Here is a 22014-nt window from a genome sequence, read left to right as displayed (position 1 = left end):
ACCTCCCGCTTTGAAATCGTGATGCCCAGCACCTTCCAAAAGGCGGAACGGAGGCTGATTACGGTGCCGCGGATTGGATGCGCTGACATTATTTTCAGCATTTGAGCTGATTTCACCTCGCAAAACTCCGAGTCTTATACCGAACAGCAGTAGGCTCTTTTCTCAAACGGTTTTGGTGAAACGCCACCAGAGAGCAATTCACTGGCCTGACGCGTTCCGGCTAATCTAGAAACATTTCTCTTAGTCATTCAATCCAGTTGAGGATAGTATTGACCGACAAGGATTGAACATTTGACGCGCGTTGGAAATTAGGGAAGCAGTTTCAGAAAAGTGGTCGCGCCCGCGTTGGTGAGCGAATTATCTACCGACAGGGCTCCGGACACTCAGCTGCGACAAAAGATTAGAACCTCGGAACCGATACACGATGCCAAATCCGCTTCCTTTGACTGTTTCGCTCTTGTGGCGAGAGACTGCAACGTCGTTCACGTCGCGTTTGGCGGCTCGCAACGGATTGTCTGCATCAGCGTTCTGCTCGGATTTTGGTGTTTCACTCCGATCCATCGTCGATGGAAACCCGGTCGCCATCTGCGCAATTGCGGAACTTGGTGGTGTTGACCCCGAAAAACTGGCCGCATGGTCGCCTGTTGCAATAGGTGAGCGGCGTCTCAACTTCCGTGGGCACGTGTTCCACGGAAAAACGCTACGGAACCCTGAAATCCGAGGATGCCCGATATGCTTGCAGGAGGATTCCCAGAGCGTCGACCTTCCGCCGGAACAAGCTATGGCCATACGAGGACACTGGAGTGTCCCCCATGTCGCAACATGCGTGCGCCATGGTCATCCTTTAGTTTTATTATATCGGGATCCCCACCCAACCGCACGATATGACAACGCGCAGCATCTGGCTGCGATTTCTACCGCGGTTTTAAATGGCGCACTTGACCAACCTTGTGAAGAAGATCTGACGGCGTTTGAGGACTGGCTGGACGAGCGTCTCTTAAACGGCCCCGGAACGGATTGGCTTTCAGGCCAACCGCTACATGCCGCATCGGTTTTCTGCCGGCTTCTCGGAACCTCACTATTGAGACTTGAAGGGCTCAGGCTCACTCACATCGCTGAAGACTCTCGACACGGTGTGTATGCTCAAGGGTTCGAAGTCGCACAACACGGCGACGAGGCCGTGCGCCGTGCGCTCATGCGCCTTCAAGAACTGGTAGAATCCCCGCAGGAAGGCCCGAAGACGATCTACCCAGCTTTATATGACCGCCTGTCTCATGATTACGTCGATAACCCAGATTTCGCGTCATTCCGGCGCGTTCTCCGTGACCACATGGCCGAGACCTGGCCCTTGGGGCCGGGAGATGAGTTACTCGGAGAACCCGTTCATGAACGGCGTCTGCACTCGGTAACCACGGCGTCCCATGAAACCGGCGTTGATACCCGCCGCCTGAGAAAGCAGTTGATCGCATCGGGTTTACTAAAAAGGGATTGCGCACTACCGGATTGCTGGGCTGTTTTTGACGCTAAAGCAGCTGCACCTATTTTGCGCGATCTGACTATCTTGGTTTCGGCCACGGATTTCCAAGATCTTATTGGTGCTACCCGGTCACAGTTCGACCTTCTGGTCGCCGACGGAATTATCAAGCCGGCGCTCGAAGCGTCTAGAACCAAATCCGTTTGGGATCCCCGGGCCGGGGTAGAGCTTCTGACTAAATTGTTAAGGGGAGCCGTGCAGCTCCGCCAGTCCCAGCACAGTTGGGAACATATTTCAAAGTCTGCGTGGCGCCTCAAGATCACACCGGGCACAATTATCCAAGCGATCATGGAGGGGCGGTTGCGCCGTATCGGCAACCTCGAGGGTAAAATCGGATACGCGGCCGTGTATGTCGATCATGACGAAGTTGCCCGATTACTTGCAAGCGACGCTCCCCCGGGGCACAGTATTGAGACCTTCGCAAAATCTGTGGGTGTCGGTCAGCCCGAAGGCCTGCGTCGCCTCATTGTCGATGGACACACTACGGCGACGCGAGCGATCAATCCGCGGACGAAAGCCAAGCAACTTTACATCACGACTGCTGATGCAGATGCGTTTCACGAGAAATTTTTCACACCCCGCACAATGGCAAACGCTTATCAAAGGAGTTGGCAGAGCCTCCGTGCGGAGCTGGACCGGAATGGGGTCTTGCCATTCGAACATGGCGATCGAAACTATGGCCGGATATTCCTCCGAGCCAAGGTAGCTCGCGTTCTCGATTTTGGATCAACTTAACAGAGAGCAATGTCGTCGCTGCTCTGACCACTGGAAGCGCTTCACTTTGCTGTTGAGCTTTGAGGCAACATGCTGATATCGGCTTATCGAACGCCCTCTCCCACAACATACTATTTGCACATTAGTTGGCGAGCAGACGCAGTAATGCTGAGTGTCGTAACCGCAATTCGCCGCAGTAGTGCAAGTCTGATGCAAGCAAGCCAGCACTGTGAAGTCAAAGCCAGCTTGATGCATACATAGTAGAACCCTCTACTTTTTCAGACGGTTTCTAACGCAACCTGCCCGCGAAGAAGGCTTTCAAAATCATTTGTTTTCTTTGGTATCGATTAGCTAATCGAATTTGATCGAAGGATTCCAATAAGTCGTCGGAACTCAATGTCATTAGAATTGCTTTTCCAGAAGTTTGCGAAGCGGCAAACAACTTGAAGATTACCGGGTTCATAGTGACTGTCGCTGTCGATTCGGTCCAAAGAAGCATACATCGCTGAGTCGCCATTCACTTCATCCAGTTCAAGTGGGAGACCGGTCAGTTCGCAGCAAAACTCCTGAGCCCCCATAAGCTCCGTGATGTAGTCTTGAAGAGCTGACGCGGAGGCAAACCCGAGATCCTTTCTTTTGACAATACGCTCTACCGTCTGACCATTCGCAGAATTTGTGGTGCTAATCGCGGTGCGGGCCATTCGTTCGGCAGCATCAGCTGCATCGAAGAGTTCCGAAGCTCGCTGGTACGCAATTTTGTCGGTCTGGGTCCCGTGTTTAATCGGAGCATACCCGTTCTTGGCGGTGTCACTTCGTTTCGCCCAAAATTGAGTGTCGTGCCATTGGCTCAGGTCTTCCCCCTCGATCAGAGCCAATGTATAATCTCGGTTTGAAGGACTAAGCGATTGTAGCGTGGCCTCTGTGGACAAAAAATCCTTGGCCTTGGGGTGAAGCTCATTCCACCTGAGCGGAACACCTGTCTTAGACCTGTTCGACCATTGCTCACAGGGCTTATGGCAGATCACCACCTCTCGCCCACGCTCGATGGGTTCCTTCTTCAATTCAAAAGATGGCGCCTCGCTGCGCGAAGTGGTCCACCAAAGCTCGTCTCCATCCTTGTGAACCCAAACATCGCCCACAGTTTCAGCGACAGTAGTCATCAAATTGAACCAGCGAGAAGCTGTCGCCTTGGTTGGCTTCTTTCCTGCCGCAGTGGTGTCATTTGCCATTCGGGTGGAAATATAGCCGTCTCGGTCATTCGCCTCCCAATATTTCTGGGCGTCGACTGCGTTCATGGTCGCGACTGTTCCGCGCTCCCGACAAATCGGCCATTCATAGTTCTGACGCCCGAAATTTGCGATGTAGACTTTCATAATTCTGCCCTCGTTGCCTATATGCCAGTAATACCTATTTCCTAGCCCAGTAAATAATCCTATTGGCGAAAGATGCCGACATTGGCCAACCTTAACTGCACGCCAGACAGTAACGTCGTTACCTAACGTTCAAAATCGGCCCATTGCTGCCGTTCAACTCTCGGTTCCAATGCTGCGGTCGCAGCCCGCATAGTGGACATTCAACGCATCAGCATCGTTTCTAAACTCTGGATGACTGCAACGCGGGACAAAGCTCCATTTCGCTGCGGCTGCGCCAAGGTCAGCTTTCGAGAAACCTAGCCGGTCAAAAACGGTGGTTTTTGGAATCAATTCAGTCTTTATGTTTTTCGTGCGCCATCCACACGCGCCCTGGCAACGCGGCAGTAACGAGAACACCAACGGCCTGCTGCGTGAGTACATGCCAAAGGGCAGTGACCTCAGCGGTGCCAGTCAAACGTGGCTCAACGACGTCGCTGTATTGAGGAACAATCGTCCGAGAAAAACACCCGGATGGAGAACTACCGCCGAAGCCATGGCCGACGAAATCCAAGCCTTCAGGTTAAGCGTTACGCTTGATCTTTGAATCAAAGTAGCATCTTCATGTTAGGCGATCTCGGATTATAGGGGCACCGATGAAAAGATTGGACAATACAGATCGACATAGTGCGGCACTTGAACTGTTGCTATTTCCGGGTCGGGCCATCCTTTGGGTTCGCTACATGTTTCCTGGTCACGGAAAATCCATTGCGCGACAAAACTCCAGACATGCCAGAAGTCCAATTATGACTGTTGTATACTCTCTGGGATTTTGGATTATACTTGCGACAATCGTATATAATGGTTTTGTAGATCAATCAAATTAGTGATTCAGTAGGGACTATCGAATGGAGAATGAAGTTAAAGATGTCGGTTGGGCCTTAGTGTTCATTTTATTTTTCGTTTTTGCGCTGCTTTTGGCCCTTCCACGTTACTTGAGACTTAAATCTCTTACCAAGAAATATGGAGATGGAGGTGTAGCTAAAAAGATATTGTCGAGGTCAATTTGGCAAGGAATGACAAAGGGAATGCTGCTTGACTCTAGGGGACGCCCCGCCGCCAAGGACGAACGGGTTATGAAATCGAAGACACGAGAAGTATTCAAATATGGTAAAACCGGAAAAAACAGATTCGACATGACCGTCACGTTAGAAAACGACTTTGTCGTGGGATGGACGCAAAAATAGGAAACTCGGTTTCTAAGGGTAAAAGAATCTAATTTCTCCTGCCCCTCACCACCCCACATCCATCCGCTGATGCAGCACCTGCACTACCGTCACTGGCCAGCGCGTCCTCCCAGAAGAACACCACATGGCTCCCCGCCAGCGCGTGGCGCAGGCCGAGTTCAACCTTCTCGGCTGCGCGGGACGCTGTTTGCTCCCAGACCACGACGATGGAGTTACGCGATCCGCATAGGCGTGGAGGACTGGTTCTGGTTCCAGTGCGGCTTCTACTGCCGCACATATGTCACATAAAACCCTTTCAGCATGCGATGTTCTTGAAGGCGGTCGCCAAGGTTGAAGCCCTCTCGACGCATTGGAGCTTGAAAAATATCCAAGCCACGATCCAGCACGATTTTCCAGCCGTTGTCGGTCACAATATCTCGCGCGTGACCCGTTCCGTTGGTGTCAAAAGCCCAAGTGAAATCTACCCCCGATCCGATGCAGGCATTCGTAATACTGTCCAGTAGATCGCCCTGTTTTTGAATCTCCCCATCGTCAGGACCAGTCACGAGATGGATAGACACTTGATCCTCTGGGGCTTTGCGCCGGATGACCATTTCGGCGAACTCCATCATGTTTTTTATCTGATAAAAGTAACGGATGTATGGATCGGTCACGATAATACGCGTTGCGCCATCAATGTATGAGCCGAACAACGTGTCATAGCTGATGCCTTTGCGGTTCTCAGCATAGACGTGATGCCCCTCTTCGAGCTTTGGCTCCTGAGGAGCTTGCGGCGAAGGTGACGTCAGAGAGCGCTCATCCTCATCTATTACCATAACCGCGTCACTGTTTTGCTCACCATCAGCTTGCTGCTTGGGATCCTGAGCTGGTTTGAGATGATAAAATTGTGGAAACTCCTGCTCTTCGACTGTTTGGATGTGCCGCTTTTCGCCATCGGGCGCAGAATAATAAAAATCGACATCCGGATATGTCGTGTCAATACGAAGCAGTTGATCCTTGACCCTCTTCCGGCTTTCAATGGCCAACTGGAAGAGTTCCTCGACATCTTCGGCACTTTCATCGCCGGCCGGGAAAATGACCTTCAGTAGCCCCGACATGGTCTTGTAGATGGCATCGCGGTCGCGGGTCGAGATCTTCTGGCTGACGCTGAAATGCTGATCCGGGCGGTTGGAGAAATCCTCCTGTCGAAGGTGGCGCAGGATCTCGGCGAGGTAGTCAACGATGAAACCGTATCCGCTGGTGAACATCTCGCCCCGGATTACATCGATCTCCCAGCCCGGCAGGTAGGCGTGCAGGCGATCGATGAAGGCAGAATCGTGGAACTGGGGTGGCAGGGCTTCGAACAGATCGCTGTTCTTCAGCATGTAGGGCACGTTGTGATCGGTATTGCCGACAAAGGCAAAGCTGGCCTCGGCCCCCATGGGATTGACCCCGCGCGAGAAGGTCTTGTTGGCCATGTAGTTCTTCATGATGTCGACCAGCGCCTTGTTCGCGGTCTTCTCGCGCCCGGCAAATTCGTCGAAAGCCACCACGTCCCAATATCCGACAAGGCCAATGCGGCCCGTCGAGTTGTTTACAAACAGCTTCGGCACGGTGACCTCACCACCGGAGATGAGTTGTCCGTGCGGGGAGAGTTCCGAATAGATGTGGGATTTCCCGGTGCCTTTCGGGCCCAGTTCGATGATGTTGTAATTGCGCTCAACGAAGGGGATCAGGCGCATCAATTGCAAAAGCTTGCTGCGCTGCCCGAACGCCTCGGGGTTGAAGCCGATGGACTGCATGAGCAGGTCGATCCATTCGTCCTTGGTGAACTGCGCTCGGGCTTCCTTGTAGCCCTCGTAGTCAACCTTGGCGATCTGGATCGGCTTGATGGTTTCCAGCCTCCATGGCGAGGTGCGCGCATCTTCGGCAAACTCGTATTGAACATCGGAAATGCACCAGACCCCCGTGACCAAAAGCTTGGGGTGGGCTTTCACAGTGCCGCTGTCGACGGCCACCTTCTTGATGCCGAGGTTCTCGAAAGTCGCCTCATAGCTGTCGGTTTTCTCGTTCAAAGCAACGCTGACCTGGTCGATGACCTTGTAATGTCCCTTTTCCTTGATTGTGGATTGGATCAGTCCAGCCTCATTGCGGTGAACGTAGTGCTTGCGCAGAATTTCCTTCACCGTCTCGATGCCGCTTTCGATCGAGGCCTCGTCGTCGGTCGCGCAATACTGCCCCAGAAGATATTCCAGAACGTAAGTCGGGACGATGGCATTGCCTTTGACCGCCTTCACCAGATCCTTTCGGACCACGTAGCCGGCGAAATGTTCGTTTATTTTGTCGTCGAGTGCGCTCATGTCCGCTCCTTAGAAATCGAAATCTGTCGAGATGCCACGGCGCAGCTGGAAACGGTGGCTCGTGTAATCGTCGAAGTGGCTGGTCTTGCCGACCCGCTCTCGCAACTTCAGAAAAACATCCTGATTGTTGAAGCTGTCGGCTGCGCGCGAGAGAAGGAAGGTGATGGGTAATTCCCTCTCGCGCGGATTTTGTGAGGTGAAGTCAAAGGTCAGCTGATGTTCATCGGAAATCAGTGTGCCGTCCTGAGCGTAGATCCCGGCCATAAGATTGCGCTGTTGTTGCTTCTCTGACACCGGTTGTGCCTGATACAAGGCAACAGCCGTCTGGCCTGAGGAAATGAGGCTGCGGCTGGGTGCGATGATCTGAACATCCACCTTGCCGACATCCGCCTCGCGGCGTTTACCCACTCGCAACACCGGGATGACGACCTCTTGCAGGGTCGCGCCACCATGAACAAAGCGGCTGCCTGCACCTTTCACGCGCATCCTATTAATCGAGTTGGGGATCAGCACGTCGAGATCACCGGCCAGGCCAAGCTCAGCCGATGAGAACTTCTTCATGCCTGCCGTCTCATTCAGCCCGCGACCAATGACAAAGCGGCGGTTCTTGAACAGGATTTCCGAGCCTGTGGGGTCGGCGACGGAAAAGTCGGTCTCGTCCAAGGCGCGGTGCTGATAAAGGAACCCGTGATCCGCAGTAATCAGGATGTTCGAGAAGTTCGCGGTGGTCAGCTTGCGGACAAGCTTTGTCAGGTCCTCGATGGCATCTTCCGCAGCCTCGGTGACACGATCCTCGGTTGCCAGCTTGTCACCGACGATGTCGATCCGGTTGTGGTAGAGATACAGGATGTCATGATCGCGAAAGAGCGCTTTGCCCTCATCGGCTTTCATGTTCATGAAATCTTCGGCCTTCATGGCCTTCGCTTGATCTCCGGCGCGGCCTTTGCCGAGGATTTTCTGCCGGTTCGCCGTGCCCTGTGTGGGTTCACCAAATGACAACACAGTGGCATCGCCGGACAGGGTCAACGCCTCGTTCGGCAGCAGAGCCGCCATGCCAAGCTGTGTGTAGCTGGGCAAAGCCGCAATCATCGGCTTCAGCTCCGCATCATAGCGGGGCAGCTTGCGGATCTCGCGCTGGCATTCCTCGGCCACCTCATAACGCAGCGCGTCCGAGATGATTACGACAACCTTCTGATCACGGCGCCGGAACTCGGCTGACTGATCGCGGTAAAAATCCGTTTGTTTCGGATAGCCCGGCACCGCCCAGTCGGACAGGTGTTCCATCTGGTCCTGCCAGGCATCGTTCACGGCCAGCAAGAAATTCGTCGTGTAGCGGTTCTCGACGCTCTCAAAAAGTGACCCCAACAGCGAAGCCTGGCCGCTTTTCTGCATGTGGTAGATAAACTTGCGATAGTGCTGATCGATTTTGAACCCGCTTGAGACATAGCGTTTCACGCCCTCAGCGGGTGATGTCATCCCCAGTGTTGCTTCGGCCAGGGCCTGCTGGAATTCAGTGGCGTAGCCGATGGCCTCATAGACATCGCGGTAGATGGGATACCAGTGGCTTTGGCGCCGTTCGCGCACGGTCTTCAGCACCTCTGCGGAGGTGACCGTCTGGCTCGACATCTCGGCCACCAGCAACCGAATGATTTGGCGGTCGATCTCTTCGAAATGGTCGATGGTGCGCAGGGCTTTGATGTCGCGGTCGCGCAGATCCTCGGGGATGCGTAGGATAACCTGGTATTTACGGCTAAGGGTCTCAAAAGCCTCGGCCCCAAGGCGGTTGTTCTTCCAGCGGCGGAAGACCAGCAGAGCCTCGCTGTTCAGCTTGCCGTCTTCGCCCAGGGCGCGGCAGTAGCAGGATTGGAACAGGGTGATGGCGAAATCCTCGAAGTCGGGCTCGTTCGAGACATATCCGTAGGCATTCGCCACCTGTTTCCAGAAGAATTCGGTCAGACCCGCGCGCTCCATCAGGCGCAGCGCATCATCGCGCTCCTCTGCCAACCCGCCCAGCAGCGCCTCGATCACCGTATCCATGGCGCCATCCGCATCGGCGCAGACGGCCAGCATCTTGCGTTGGACGGCAGAAACGGAATCCGAGGGCTGCTCTGCCTCCATCTCCTTCAGGCGTTCCAGCCGCCTGGCCGACCGGAAGAATTCCATGTGGTCGCGCACGGCAGGCTCATACTTGCCCGGCAGGCCCAGTTCGGCCAGCCAGATCGCGGTCTGGTCGGCCTTGAACACGGCTGTCGCCAGTTGCAGATCCAGCAGCCAATTGTCCTTCATCTCCGGTTCCGGCCCGTCCTTGAACAGCAGGAACTTCTGCTTCGGCTCCTGCCGCAGCATCCGGTATTTCAACCCAAACTCGTTGTTGGCGATCTCGATCTTTTCGACACCGGGCAGGTCCGCCGCGACGTAAGCCTCGCGCATCTCGCGCGCGGCGTCATACCAGAACACGATCCGATGCTCTTCGAACAGCCGTTCCAGCCCAGTCTGAATACGGTCAGACATCAGCTCAACCCCACAACATTCTTCAGGGCCGTGCCGAACTTCGGATAATTCGCCTTCACCCCGTCATCCAGATCAATCTCGATCTTTTGCTGTGCCAGCGGGAAGATCACGTCGCGTTCCCATTCGTTCAGCTCGTCGATCTGTTTGGCCACCGCCGCCACATCCTTCAACGCCTTGGTCTTCTGGCCCTGCGTCGCCGTCGGATCATCGGACAGCTTTTCCAGCCGCGCACGTTCGCCCTCCAGCTTGGTGATGAACTCGCGCAGGTAGTCGTTGAGCAGCACCGACACCGTGTCGCCGCGATAGCGGTGCATGTAGATCAGCGCGTTGAACGTCCCCTTGGGGGAGGAGACCATCCAGTAGATCGGACGCTTCTTATACCGCTTCACGTGGTCAGCGTAGAAATCCTTGGTGAAATACTTGCGAATGTCCTTGCCGAGGGCGTCCTCGATATACCGCAGGTTCTCGCGGAAATGCGCCTCGCCGAAACTCACGCGCAGGAACAGGCGGAAGCGTTCGGTGATGTCATCGGCGAACCAGTCCCCGTCGAGCACGGGAATGACGTTGTCGGCGTCGGGCATGAACGTCGGCTCGGGGATGCGGGCCAGATAATCCTCCAGCCGCTCGCCCTGATTGGCGAGGATCAGGCCCGGCGCGTCGAGGCTGTAGCGCCCGAACATGCAGCCCACGGCATAGCTGAGGAACTCGGCCATGGTCTCAGTTCGCAGGCGGACCTCGCGGTCTTCCTCGCTGCCCTTCACGCCATAGCGATAGGCGGGGTTGCAGGTGAGGGTGATCTCCTCGATCGGCACCTCGGGGGTCAGCTCATCTTGCAGACCATAGGCGTCGATGAAGATGCGGTTGTTCTCTTCCTCCAGCCGCTTCATCTCGTCCGTCATGGACTGCCAGTGGGTGCGCAGGCGGGCATAGGTGGCCTCCAGCGTGTCGGCCTGGTGATCGGGCGAGAGCAGCGGGAGCGTGGTGAAATCCCAGGAAGTTTCGTAGGCGTCCCAGTCGGATTTGGACAACGAAATCAGCGCCGACGCCGTGGTAATGCCGGCATCATCACCTCGAGGGCTTGAAACGATTGGCAAGCATGAGACGTTACCGACTTGGTAGTTCAGAGTGGGATTGAGCGCTGAAATGATTGTTCGGCAAGCTTTCGAGTTCAAGAATCCCATTGCTGGTTCAAGTTTTACTTGGCCCGTTTCAAACAAACCTGGGCACGCCGAGTCAAAGATTAAGCCCTCGGGCTGCAGACGCACACAGTAGGGGCTGGTGGTAATCTTGGACCAAGTTGCGCCCTTCTTGCCGTAGTTTGGTAAACCTTGGAAACCGGCCTTCCCTGATGCACGGAGGGCGCTCCCATTTTTTCCCCACTCTACGACCCAATTATAGTTTCCATACCATCGCCGAAACTCGCCCCCTTTTGAATGAGGCACCCATTTCGCAGCTTTGCTAAAGTGCCTTGTTCTTGATGCTGCGGGTTCATGCCAAAGTCGAATGAATTTCTCATTTTCGCCGGTCTTCAAACCTTCAGAAATTGAGAAATGGTCTCCAAGAGATTCACCGGAATCAAATGCTTGGATCGCGGCCTCAGAAAGCCAGTATGCAATCGGTGAACCTGGAATCTTGGCAAATTTGTCTGATGAGACAGCGTATTTTTCGTCGCTCGACTTTCTGCTTAGAAAGACGTCGTCCTTATTCGCGGATTGAGGAGCGTTATTTGCATTTATGTAAACGCCGACTTTGCCGTGTGCGGCTTTTTCAAGCACAAACGCTGCTGCCTGAACCACCTTCGAGTTCAGCTCCGGGAAGCTGTTAAAGCCAATTTGGAGCAGGTTGACGATACTTGAACGCTCAATAGTGGAAAGTCGAAGTTTCTCGAATGATCCGAGAAACATCCAATTTTGGATGGTGACCATTGCTGTCAACCCGTGGCGCACGGCAAGCGACAAAGACCGGTCGATGAACATGCCAAACAGATCCGTCTGGCTGGCTGGATAGAACCTTTCCGCGAAGACCTGAATCTGCTCGTTCAGACCACTCGCGCCCGCATAAGGCGGGTTGGCAACGACAACGTGATACTTCGGCGACAGCGCCTCTGCCATGCGCAGGACAGCTACGACGCGCGCCTGTACATCCTTCAACAGCAGGTCGCCGCCGAAATCCCGCGCCTCGACCACCCGCAGCGTCTCTGCCGGATCGCGCAGTTTCGGCACGATCAGCGAGCCGAAGTTCTTGGCCTGCTCGAACTGCCCCAGCGTCTCGCGCAGCTCATCGGTGAACAGATCTTTGCCCACCACGGCGGCCACGTCCTGCATCTCGGCGTCTGTAAAGGCCACGTTCTGCAAGACGCAGATGTCGGGCTTTGCCTCGATCCGCAGGAACCGCCGCCGCCCCAGCCGCGCCGCCGCCTTCATCGCCAGCGCAAAGGCGGCCAGCGCGCCCGCGCGGTCGTCGATCTCTACCCCGGTCAGGTTGTGCGTCAGGATCAGCGCGGGGATCTCGGTCGCGTCATAGCCCTCTTCCTCGTAGATGGCGTAGAGCAGGTCAAAGGCATAGGTCAGCATGTGCCCCGAGCCTGCAGCGGGATCGCAGATGCGGATCTCTTCGGGGCGGGTGATCTTCAGGAAGTCCGTCTCGGGCTCTTCGGGCGCGATGTAATAATCCATCCGCTCGGCCAAGCGGCTTTGAGGCCGGTTCAGCAGCCACAGCCGCCCCAGAGAGTTCTCCACCAGATAGCGGACGATCCAGTGCGGGGTGAACAGCTGCGTCGCGGCGGGGATGTTCTCGGCCGTGATTTTCTGGTTCTTCTTGAGGCCCGCGAAAACCTGATCCTTCTTCTCCGAGATGTAGAACTGGTAGAGCCAGCCGATGATCTCGACATCCTGACAGGCGACCTCGGTCATGACGTTGCGGAGTTCGGCGAGGATGGAGGCCTGGGACAGCAAATCCTCGGGCATCAGCAGTTCGGTGTAGTCGTCGATCTCCTCGAAGAGGAAAGGCATGGGGCCGTGCCACTGGTTGCAGGTATGGACAAGCAGGAGGCGGTAGGCCTCGGCCTGCGGATCGTTGGAGGGCGTGCGCCCGTCGAGGAGGGCAGGTATGGTTGCGGGAGCTCCTTCGGGGAGGTTGCCGTTCATCGCCTCGGTCAGGATCTCGGGCCGGGTGCCGCCCTCGGGAGGCGATACGACGCGCACCTGTGTGTAGTTGTTGGCATCCATGAAGCGCAGGGCGGTGAAGCGGTTGAACCAGGTGTAGGCGACCTGCTCGATGACCTGTTGCTGGCCGTTCCGGGCGATGGCGCTTTCCAGATCCTTGATGGCCTGCGGGTGTTCGCGCCGCGCCGGGGCGGCATCATCCAGCACCAAATCCAGCTTGGCCGTGACCTGATCAATCAGCAGGTTGCGCGCCCCTTGGGCGAATTTCTTGAGCACGTTGGTATCCATGTCAGACAATCACTTTCTTGCCCGCGTGGATCTGCTCCAGCAGGGTCTTTTTGTATTCATCGAGGTAATCGGAGACGTCGCCTTCGTTCAGCAAGACGGTCTTGGACGACGTGACTTTCAACTGGGAAGCAAGAACCGTCGTTGGCTCCATCGGAGCCGCACCCGGCGCTTCATTCCAGCCGGGATTTTTATCGGCTAGCGATGGGGCAGGACGGGCAAGGTGATCCACCTTGTTGATGATCTCGGCCAGCAACTGCGTGCGCGCGCTGTTAGCCTTGTTTTGAAGCAGAGGGATCAGGGTAATGTTGTCGAGACCGGATTTCTGGCTGTCGAGGCAGTTGGTGATCTGCGCCTGCTTGTCAGCATCAAGGTCTTGGAAATCCGCCATCTGCGCGACCTTGTCCGCCACCTCATCAATTGCAGCGAGGACGGCCTTGCGTTCTTCCACTACCTTCAGCTCGACCTTATCTTTCAACGCGTAGATCGAAGATTTCAGATCTTGGATTGCATTGCCCGTGTGGCAAGCCGGATCGGCCAGCGTGTCGCGGATCTGTCGCCCCGCCTCGGGGTCGACATAGTCGATGTTGGCCTGGCTCTGCGCGAGAGACTTCCGCGCCTCGTCATAGATCGCGCGCTGCGCGCCGCCCATGAAGGATTTTATCTTGTCGAGTATGTCTTCCTTGGGGTTCAGCAGCTCATCCTCGTGCAGCGGGGCGTCGGTGATGAACCAAGGTGCCGGTTTGGCCTTCATGCCGCGCAGCTGATCACGGAAAGGCTCCAGCGCTGCAAGGAACGGATAGTCACGCGCCTGTCGGGTCAGGTCATCGACCTCCGCCTCAAGCTCACCCAAGCTTTCCAGCCACTCCGCCCCGAGGCTGCGGGCATCACCGCCTGAGGCCGGGCGCGAGAAAAGCTCTTGGTAGAGCTCTTTCGACCGGCGGATTTCGGCGGCAGAGAATTCCTGCTGGGGGGTCAGCAGGATGTTGGGCAAGGCATGGCTGTTGTTGAGCGCCTTGGCAAGATCGTGCCCTTCGGTCGGGGTGCTATCGACACGGGCTTCGATCTTGCCCTTGGCAGAGAGGCTGCCGGCAATGCACAACACGGCGGTTGTCGGCCAGCCGTAGGACTTTGTCGTAAACTTCTCTATTAGGTATTTGACCGAGACCTTCACACCATTGCGAGCCTGACCATTGATGAAGCTGAGCACATCCTGTTCGGCCTCACTGAGACCGGCGCCGCCTGTGCCGAACAAGCTGCTGTCCGGCTGAACCGATTTGTTGATGTCCGCTTCTGAGTAGCTGACACCGCGCAGCATGGGCAGGTTGGTGTAAACCTTGTCGACGAGGGTCTGGAACGCTTTGATGATGCGGTCCTGCGCATCTTCGCCCCCGATGTCGAGTTCATCGCCACGCACGAACAGGCGTGCTTCGCCCATCAGGCGCCGGAGACGCAACTCAAGATCCTTGGCACGGCGGCCGTTTTGTTCGCCCTTCTCGGCAATGATGCGGTCGCGACCGGGTTGCGGTGACCCTGTGCGCGATTGGCGAATGAACTTATCTGTCTGTTTGTAAAGGATCAGGTCGCGGACAAAATTCGCATCCGCCTTCAAGGTGACCGCCAGTTCCTCGCGGGACATGGTTTTCATCCGCACGGCTTCCGGGCTGTCGGCGTCTTCGCTGACCGGCGAGATGATGTTGATGGCCAACTCGTGCTCGCGCCCGAGGGCGTGATCATCGAGTTTTCGGGTGAAGGCGTATTCGTTGTTCGTTGCCGCGTGCTTCAGTTTGCGGTGCCGAAGGATGGTGTCGAAAGCAAGGGTCTCAAGCTCTTTGGAGAGCTCGGACGGATCGATATCGAGCGCCTTGATCTCTGCTTCGACGTCTTTTTCCTCATCGGTAAGGAATTCGTAAACCTCACCATTGCGCTGGATCAGCGTGTTGCGTTCCAGCAGACTGAGCGCCTCCTCGATCTTGCGCCGCTGCACTGTCTGATCTGCATCCAGTTCCGAGAGCAGCAGGATTGAGATGTTGCGCACCGAAGGTTTGAAACCCTTGACGTATTTCACCAGGAAGAGGGCCTTCAGAACCCGGACGGCGAAGTCATCCAGATCCTGGATCTGACGTTCAGCCAGATGGATGGACTGCTGGACATTCGATTTCAGGGCTGTTCGGATTCCCTCAAACATCAGGTCAAACGTGCCCAGTCCGCCAACCGGCTGGTCCATAAGCTTTTTTGAGACTTCCTGGAAAACGCCGAGCATCGAGCGTTCGCCCACAGAGCTGTGCTTGCCTTCAAAGGCGTTGTGCTGGGACAGGGACCGGATCGCCATTTGGAACAGAGTGAACTGGTATGGCGGAAACGGGTAACTGGAGACGAAGTGGTCGCGATCCGTGTAATTCTTCAACTTGATCGACCCGTCCGCAAAATCGAACAGTGTCTTGAGGTTGTTTTCCTCGTGGTCATGCAGATTGCCCAGAGTGACCTCTGCTTCTGGCGTCTTTGCAAGCAAGCGTTTCTGAATCACTTCGGCGACGTTCTGCGAGTCCAGCGGCATCCGGATGGAGAACCGGGCCATGATTTTTGAGAAGTCCTGGCTCTGGAACGCTTTTGTGTCACCAACGATGGCTTCCATGTCCTGCTGGGACGTTACGATGAGCCAGGCCTGTCCCTTGCAGCGGGTATTCAGAGACTCGGCTATCGTCTGAAGGTTCGTCATCAGCTTGACGTTGTCAGCGATATACTGGCCGACCTCATCGACAAAGAAATTCAACCGGAAGCCCTTTGGCTGTTCATCGATCCAGGCTTTGACCGTGTCCGCAAAATCCTCGATCGAGACTCGGGTGTCCTTGCGATATTGCGTGAGAATATCCTTGGCGTCCGTCGGATCACCGCCTGTCGCTGCCGCAAAGGCCGTTGCGACGTTGCGCGCCTCCAGAAGCGCCTGTTCGCGGCCGTGCTCCCAAGGCTTGCCGGCCGCCTTATGGAAAGCCGCACGAAAGGCGTCGAATTGCCCGCGCTGGTGAAGGTCCCGTTCGAATTGGGCGATGTGGGGTTGTTTGCCGTAGAAACCACAGGACTCGTCGAACACTTTCTGGAAAACCGAGAGTAGCGCATCCACATCCGATTTCGAGATGACATCGGCTTTCTGGTCGATGTTGAACAGGATAGATTTCGAGGGGATCGAGACGGCCTTGTCCAGCGCGCCCTTCAGCATCGGATCATCTTTCAGCTTGCCGGCAAAGATCTTGTGGGCTGACACTCCGCCGACGTCACGATCTTCGAGCAACAGGGCAAGCATTTTCAACAGGTGGGATTTACCCGACCCGAAAAAGCCTGAAATCCAGACCCCATTCGATTTATCGTAATTGTTGTATGCATCCAGAAACTGCCCGAGCTTCTGACCAATTTCACCCGTTATGACGTATTCGTCCAATTCAACCCGGAGGCTCGCCTCGTCGTCAGCTTTGATAACGCCATCGATGGCGCGGTCGACCGGTTTTTCGAAAATATCTTTTAGCAACTGGGCCATCAGTTCAGACCTCGTAATTCAGGATGTTGAAGGCTCGGTAGTATTTGTCGTCATGAAGCAGACCAAATAGATCTAATGACGCGCCCGTAGCCAATGCGTGTGTGTAGTTTCCCGGAAAGAACAGCACTGTCGGAGCGACCTTTGCGGTGCTTTGAAGATTGTTCAAGACGTTGTGGGAGCGGATGAACGGGTAGACCTCTCCGACGCCGGACAGAAAAATCACATCGTGTGGCTGTGCCTCAATCGCGGTGCCGATCTTGGGGATCAGATGGGATTCAGGGTCAAGCACGCCCTGAAGCAGTTCCTTGATTTCGGATTTTTCGCTGTCGGCTTCGATTTCTAAAACCTGTTCGAGAATGTCACGCTCTTCAAGGATCTCCAGCGCAATATCGTAAAGGCTCAGATCCAGCACACGCACGCCGGAATGGCCAACACGGGATACCAGATCTTTTCGGTCATCGATGATCGACTGGCCTTCTTCGGCGGGAAACGGACAGATGAAGAACGGCACTTCATTTCCAAGGCCCTCTTTTCTCAGAAAACGGTCGCTTGCAATGACGCGATAGAGGTGCTCAGCACGTTCTTTACGGCTCAATTCGGGCTTCAAGCTCATACTCCGTCCATCACTATGCCGGGAAAGAGGGCAAGCTCTCCCGGATTTTGATCCTCAAGCATCGCTTTCAATCGCGGCGAAAGAATGGCCGTTTGAATTCGATTTTCGCTCGTTATAATCCCTGCTTCACGCATCATGCGAAACAAGACCTGCCGTAGTTTCTTGCGGGTGGATGTGCTGAGTTTTGCCAGATTTTCATCCCATTCCGCCTTCGCCTCAAATAGAATGTCAAAAGACTCCAAAGGCAAATCGAACTGATAGGACAGATGACGCTCGCGGATGACCTCGAGGGCAAATTCACGGACAAACCGATATGCGCGACATGTCGTCAACCAAAGCAATGCCTGCTGGTCTGTGCGATCAGCTTCACTCAGTAGAAAATGGCGCTCTTCAGATGTCAGCGTTCGAAGTCGGTTTGTGATTTCGCGCAGGGTGCGGCGATTGGAGGCAGCTTTGGGCAACGATGTCGCACTTTGTTCCATGGCGCGCAGCATTGTTTGCTCCCAAGCCTCGCCGTCAACGTGAAGTCGCGCCACCGCCACGCTTTCGTTCAGGAAAAGCCCTCCCGTAGTGAATGACATTCGATATTCTTGCGGGCGTTTCATGCTCATGACTCGCGTCTTTCAAGTGCGGATTGAACTTCTGGTGCGTTGATCAGGACAATATGTTGATCCTGCGGACGACGCGCGTCAGGATCAGTATCCAAGCCAAGTCTTTTTAGGTTGTAAAACAGGAGGCATTTCCGGACGACGACCTCGGCTATGCCGTCAATCATACCGTAATCCAGTTCGACCACACGCCGCTGATTATCGGAGAGTGCAGGATGCGCTGCAATCTGAAGGGTGATTGTGTCCACCCAATCGGTATCCAATGCGGGATCTATCTCGGACGCGCCGGATAGATTGCTGGTCAGCATACGACTTAGAACGAAATCCTTGAAGACACCGTCCCTGAAACAATAGGCCCTTGCGTGCCAGCGAAACCCGTCATGGGCCAACCCATGAGGTGCAATGCCACGCTCGGTTGGCTCCGGCGACGACATCGATTGATAAGTGATGGACAGCTGGCGTCGCTGAGCGCACGCCAACAATACGTTGCGCACCGTCGTGGGCTCGAGCCCCCGCGCGGGAATTGTCGGAGTCAGAATGCTGGGGTGATCGATGATCCAATCCGATTTCGGCACCTGCGCGCCTTGAGCGACTGCAGCGAGATCCGCCAGATACTCAGCGGGATCAATCGACAGGTAGTGCGCTTCAAAGTCTTCTCCCATCACGTAGGTCCGAGCGCTCTTGTCATAGAAAAGATGCCCAGGATGATCGGCGATGTAGCCATTCAGATCTTTCGATGCCTGAGCCCGGCTGATCTCCATGACATCCAACAAGTCAGCCAGTCCGATTGAGCCATGCCAAAAAATGCGATGCTCTATGAACTCGCGTCGCTCGCGTTGCCATCTGTTGGGTTGTTGAGTATCACGGTTGGCCATATTTCTAGGGTAGTGTGTATTTACAGAAGGGTCTACTAAAAAGAACCATGGGCGGGCGCAGGATGAAATACGATCCCGAGAAGATCAAATCGGTCTCAGGTTCGCACTGCGGAAAAGGTCAACGAAAATGTCAACGCAAGACGCCACATTGCTTTCCCGCATTGAGGGACGATAACGTGGTGAGAGGAATGAAGATAGAGGAATAGAAATGGCTTTCATTGCGAAGATCGCTCCTATCGAAATGGTAGTTGGGCAGAATATCCGCATCGATGAAAGAACGATGTATGGCGGCAGCCAAATATTGGTTGGCGAGCGGATATTCATCTGGACCTCCGAGCGCCAAGGTGGCCAAGGGCTCGCCGCAGCAGGAAGAGTCATTAACCTCGAAAATACAGGTTCACGTGTGACCGCTGATATCGTCGTAGAGGCAAGCGTTCTGCGCCCGCTTGGCCTTACAGAAATAGCACCCTTTAGAGATATAGCGGATGGCTTACCGGTATCAGAATTAGCGCGGATGCTGTTCCGACATGCCCACAATAAGGTAGCGATGCTCGACCAACAGACAACGACTTTTTTGGAAACGCATTTCCACTAACGAGTTCGGCCCATGTGTATGTACCGACTGCTGTTCGCAAATGATTTTCTGGCATGTTCTCGGAAGTCGCTCATATGTATTCGGCCTGTTTATCGACACGCGGGTCGTGGCCTTGTTGGGGTTACGCACGCGCCGTGATCTCATTAGCGGACAGGTCGATTATGACCTTAAGGGCCGTCAGACTCTGGGGGCGTAGTATTTCCGTTCCATGCTTTGCTATCTATCGCGAACTCCTTTGGATTGCTGCCGGTCTATCAGACGCCGATAGCAACCTCGTCTCTTGGTGCGTCAAACGCCGTTTTATGTCTCAAGATGCTCCACGCCATCCGCGCGAGCTTGTTGGCCAATGCGACAGCTGCTTTGTTGCGGTGCATACGTTCGGAAGCACTTATCAACCACTCACCAAAGCTAAAGTCGGGCCACCGATGTGGCCGCATCATGATGACTTTTGCCGCTTGGACGAACAGCATCCGCAGATATCGGCTACCTCGTTTTGAGATACGACCCAAGATCGTTCGCCCACCAGTGCTGTATTGTCGGGGCACCAACCCGACCCAAGCTGCAAAGTCCCGCCCACGATCAAAAGCCTCGCCCTCACCAACCGCCGCTACCATCGCCGTGGAAATCATCGGGCCAACACCAGGGATCGTCATGACATTCACGCAGTTCTCCTCGGTTCGACTAATCTCTTCGATCTCTCTTGAGACCTTATCGATGCGGTCATCCATCCACATCCAGTCGCCGTAAAGGCCGATCAAGATCGAACGCATCCGGCGTGATATCTCGTCTTTGCGCTCCTCCAGGATCGTCTCAAAGGAATTCTTCAAAGCGCGCAGGCCTTTGCGGACCGTGATCCCTTGTTCTATCAGAAAGGCGCGGATCTGATTGATGGTTGCCGTCCGACGCGACACCAGACGTGACCGCACGCGATGCAATGCCTGTAAGTCGAGCTGGTCCTGAGTCTTCTCGGAAACGGCCTTCAAATTCGGTCGCAGCGCAGCCTCGGCGATGGCCTCAGCATCGTTGTAGTCGTTCTTCTGTCCCTTGTTGAACGGCTTCACGTAAATCGCAGGGATGATACGAGGCTCAAAACCCATCTTACGCAGGGTGCGGCTAACAAAATGGGCGCTAAGGCAAGCCTCCATTCCCACGATACAGCGCGGTAGCTGTTCAAACGTTGCGACCAACGCCAGCCGCTTGATCTGCTTGCGCAGGACCCGCTGACCAGTCGGATCGAAACCAACCAAATGAAACGTGTCTTTGCCGATATCGACGCCAATCGACATCAGCTCATCAAAATCATTCTTCGCCATGCTACTTCTCCTATATGCAGGTGAAACTAGGCTCAGTCTAACCTGCTGGGTGAAGCAGCCGGTACATCCCATTAGCGGACATTCGAACTGGCTACGGCTTTCTGCCGTCATAGCAAGCATCCCAGACACTCACCGCGAGAGTAATATCTGGGTTCGTTCGCACTGACGAGCCGCAGACAAAACCGCTATACCTTTATGCTCACGATCACTGCAATGACTGGGCCATCAGGGAAATTTGCGACCCTAGGCAACCACAGCCCAGCACCAGCGGGCATATGTCGACTACAACTGCCCGCTCTAGATCGACGAGGCCGTAAAGAAGGATGTTTAAAACGCATCCAGGGCGGCATACGAACGGGTGTGCCTCCGCGGTTGACGATGATCATGCTGGCTGCAAAAGCTTCAACGGCGAGCCTCAAAAACGGTGGGGTAAGACTTTTTTACTATTCCCCCTTAGAAAATCCTACTTCACACTCTACTTCATATGCTATAAGGGGGGGGTGAAAATGATGGGAAGACACATGTCACAGCGTTCCGATGACCCACTTTTTGGTGAGGTCCCTGCAAGCGTGCCGCTGGCAGATGCGCCTTTGGTTCGCGTCCTCGCCCAAGTCAGGTTCTCCAAGGTCTCCAAAATCAGCAATGAAAGCTACATCGCTGATTTCCAAGAAGCCTTGCGCTCCCAATATCCTCATGTCCAGGCTGACACGGTTCAGTCTGTAGAGTTGCGTGTTTCCGACAAAGAAATCCAACATCAGGCCATCGAAACAACGGTATGGAGATTCTTTGATCCTGAGAGGGTTATGCGCATATCTCTGGCCACAGACTTCGTAGCACTGGAAACCGCCAAGTATGTTTCAAGAGAGGATTTCCTCGAAAGGATGCGCGTTATCCTTGGGGCGTTGGCAAGCAGCATCTCGCCGCCTCTGGTTGAACGCGTCGGTTTTCGGTATGTAGACCGACTTGTGGGGCAGGATTTTCTTAGCGAGCTCTCAGTCCTCATCCGATCTGATCTTCTCAATGTGCTGCAACCTAATTTGGCCGAGCACATCGAGATTTCGATGAGTGAAGTTGTCGGAAAGACTGCCGAAGGCAAACTGATAGCGCGCTATGGCTTAGCCCCAAAAGGCTTCAGTCATGATCCGGAGGTGGCGCCTCCTGTGGATGAAGCAAGCTGGGTGTTGGACGTTGACTCCTTCAGCACCGGCTGTGCTTCGACTCAACTTGAGCCAGATTTCCTTTGCGCAGAGCTCGACAAAGTTGCGGCAAGGTCTTACGCTTTTTTCCGGTGGAGCATCACCGAAGAATTTATGAATCGCTTTAAGGGCAAGTAGT

Annotated in this window: 14 protein-coding genes and 1 pseudogene; 6 read left to right on the top strand and 9 right to left on the bottom strand. The window is 54.9% G+C overall.

All coding sequences use genetic code 11. The features are described from left to right. Positions 1 to 424 precede the first annotated feature (424 nt). Positions 425 to 2269: a TniQ family protein gene (locus tag OE750_RS11480; protein WP_263764354.1), complete on the top strand. Its 1845-nt coding sequence runs from the start codon at positions 425 to 427 to the stop codon at positions 2267 to 2269. 326 nt (positions 2270 to 2595) lie between these two features. On the opposite strand, the gene OE750_RS11475 is transcribed toward OE750_RS11480, so the two are convergent. Continuing rightward, positions 2596 to 3621: a hypothetical protein gene (locus OE750_RS11475; protein WP_263764352.1), complete on the bottom strand. Its 1026-nt coding sequence runs from the start codon at positions 3619 to 3621 to the stop codon at positions 2596 to 2598. A 358-nt stretch (positions 3622 to 3979) separates the two neighbouring features. On the opposite strand from OE750_RS11475, the pseudogene OE750_RS11470 reads away from it, so the two are divergent. Both OE750_RS11470 and OE750_RS11465 read left to right on the top strand, forming a co-directional pair. After that, positions 3980 to 4204: pseudogene (locus OE750_RS11470) on the top strand (transposase); the annotation flags it as partial. 301 nt (positions 4205 to 4505) lie between these two features. Beyond that, positions 4506 to 4844: a hypothetical protein gene (locus OE750_RS11465; RefSeq protein WP_263764351.1), complete on the top strand. Its 339-nt coding sequence runs from the start codon at positions 4506 to 4508 to the stop codon at positions 4842 to 4844. Positions 4845 to 5107: 263 nt separating this feature from the next. On the opposite strand, the gene brxL is transcribed toward OE750_RS11465, so the two are convergent. From brxL to OE750_RS11430, 7 genes are read right to left on the bottom strand one after another with little or no spacing between them, the layout of a single operon-like run. Continuing rightward, complete coding sequence (gene brxL / locus OE750_RS11460) at positions 5108 to 7183, bottom strand: BREX system Lon protease-like protein BrxL (RefSeq protein ID WP_263764350.1); 2076 nt, start codon at positions 7181 to 7183, stop codon at positions 5108 to 5110. 9 nt (positions 7184 to 7192) lie between these two features. Then, positions 7193 to 9694: a BREX-1 system phosphatase PglZ type A gene (gene pglZ, locus OE750_RS11455; protein WP_263764348.1), complete on the bottom strand. Its 2502-nt coding sequence runs from the start codon at positions 9692 to 9694 to the stop codon at positions 7193 to 7195. Next, positions 9694 to 13146 (bottom strand): BREX-1 system adenine-specific DNA-methyltransferase PglX, encoded by a 3453-nt coding sequence (gene pglX, locus OE750_RS11450; RefSeq protein ID WP_263764346.1) that lies wholly within the window; start codon positions 13144 to 13146, stop codon positions 9694 to 9696. Before pglX ends, pglZ begins: the two co-directional genes overlap by 1 nt. Before the next feature lies 1 nt (position 13147). After that, entirely contained in the window at positions 13148 to 16675 is a 3528-nt protein-coding gene (gene brxC / locus OE750_RS11445) for a BREX system P-loop protein BrxC (RefSeq protein ID WP_263764345.1), read from the bottom strand. A 4-nt stretch (positions 16676 to 16679) separates the two neighbouring features. Further along, positions 16680 to 17288, bottom strand: a complete 609-nt coding sequence (locus OE750_RS11440) for a DUF1788 domain-containing protein (RefSeq protein ID WP_263764344.1) — start codon at positions 17286 to 17288, stop codon at positions 16680 to 16682. Then, a complete protein-coding gene (locus tag OE750_RS11435) occupies positions 17285 to 17869 on the bottom strand; it encodes a DUF1819 family protein (protein ID WP_263764487.1) in 585 nt (194 codons plus the stop codon). The genes OE750_RS11440 and OE750_RS11435 overlap by 4 nt, the downstream gene beginning before the upstream one ends. A 26-nt stretch (positions 17870 to 17895) precedes the next feature. Beyond that, on the bottom strand, positions 17896 to 18771 hold the full coding sequence (locus tag OE750_RS11430) for a WYL domain-containing protein (RefSeq protein WP_263764343.1): 876 nt from the start codon (positions 18769 to 18771) through the stop codon (positions 17896 to 17898). Positions 18772 to 18979: 208 nt separating this feature from the next. On the opposite strand from OE750_RS11430, the gene OE750_RS11425 reads away from it, so the two are divergent. Both OE750_RS11425 and OE750_RS11420 read left to right on the top strand, forming a co-directional pair. Continuing rightward, positions 18980 to 19366 (top strand): hypothetical protein, encoded by a 387-nt coding sequence (locus OE750_RS11425; protein ID WP_263764342.1) that lies wholly within the window; start codon positions 18980 to 18982, stop codon positions 19364 to 19366. 40 nt (positions 19367 to 19406) lie between these two features. Beyond that, positions 19407 to 19562 carry a hypothetical protein gene (locus tag OE750_RS11420; RefSeq protein ID WP_263764341.1) on the top strand — a complete coding sequence of 52 codons (156 nt, stop codon included), beginning with the start codon at positions 19407 to 19409 and terminating at the stop codon, positions 19560 to 19562. A 58-nt stretch (positions 19563 to 19620) separates the two neighbouring features. Here the strand turns inward: OE750_RS11420 and OE750_RS11415 are convergent, their stop codons facing one another. Next, positions 19621 to 20679: an IS110 family transposase gene (locus OE750_RS11415; RefSeq protein ID WP_263764340.1), complete on the bottom strand. Its 1059-nt coding sequence runs from the start codon at positions 20677 to 20679 to the stop codon at positions 19621 to 19623. Positions 20680 to 21200: 521 nt separating this feature from the next. Here OE750_RS11415 and OE750_RS11410 point away from each other — a divergent pair. Next, positions 21201 to 22013, top strand: a complete 813-nt coding sequence (locus OE750_RS11410; protein ID WP_263764339.1) for a TIGR04255 family protein — start codon at positions 21201 to 21203, stop codon at positions 22011 to 22013. Position 22014: the final 1 nt, after the last annotated feature.

Source organism: Lentibacter sp. XHP0401 (genome assembly GCF_025751535.1).
Lineage (GTDB): Bacteria > Pseudomonadota > Alphaproteobacteria > Rhodobacterales > Rhodobacteraceae > Lentibacter.
Note: the sequence above shows the minus strand (reverse complement) of the source record. Positions and strands in the feature narration are given on the sequence as shown.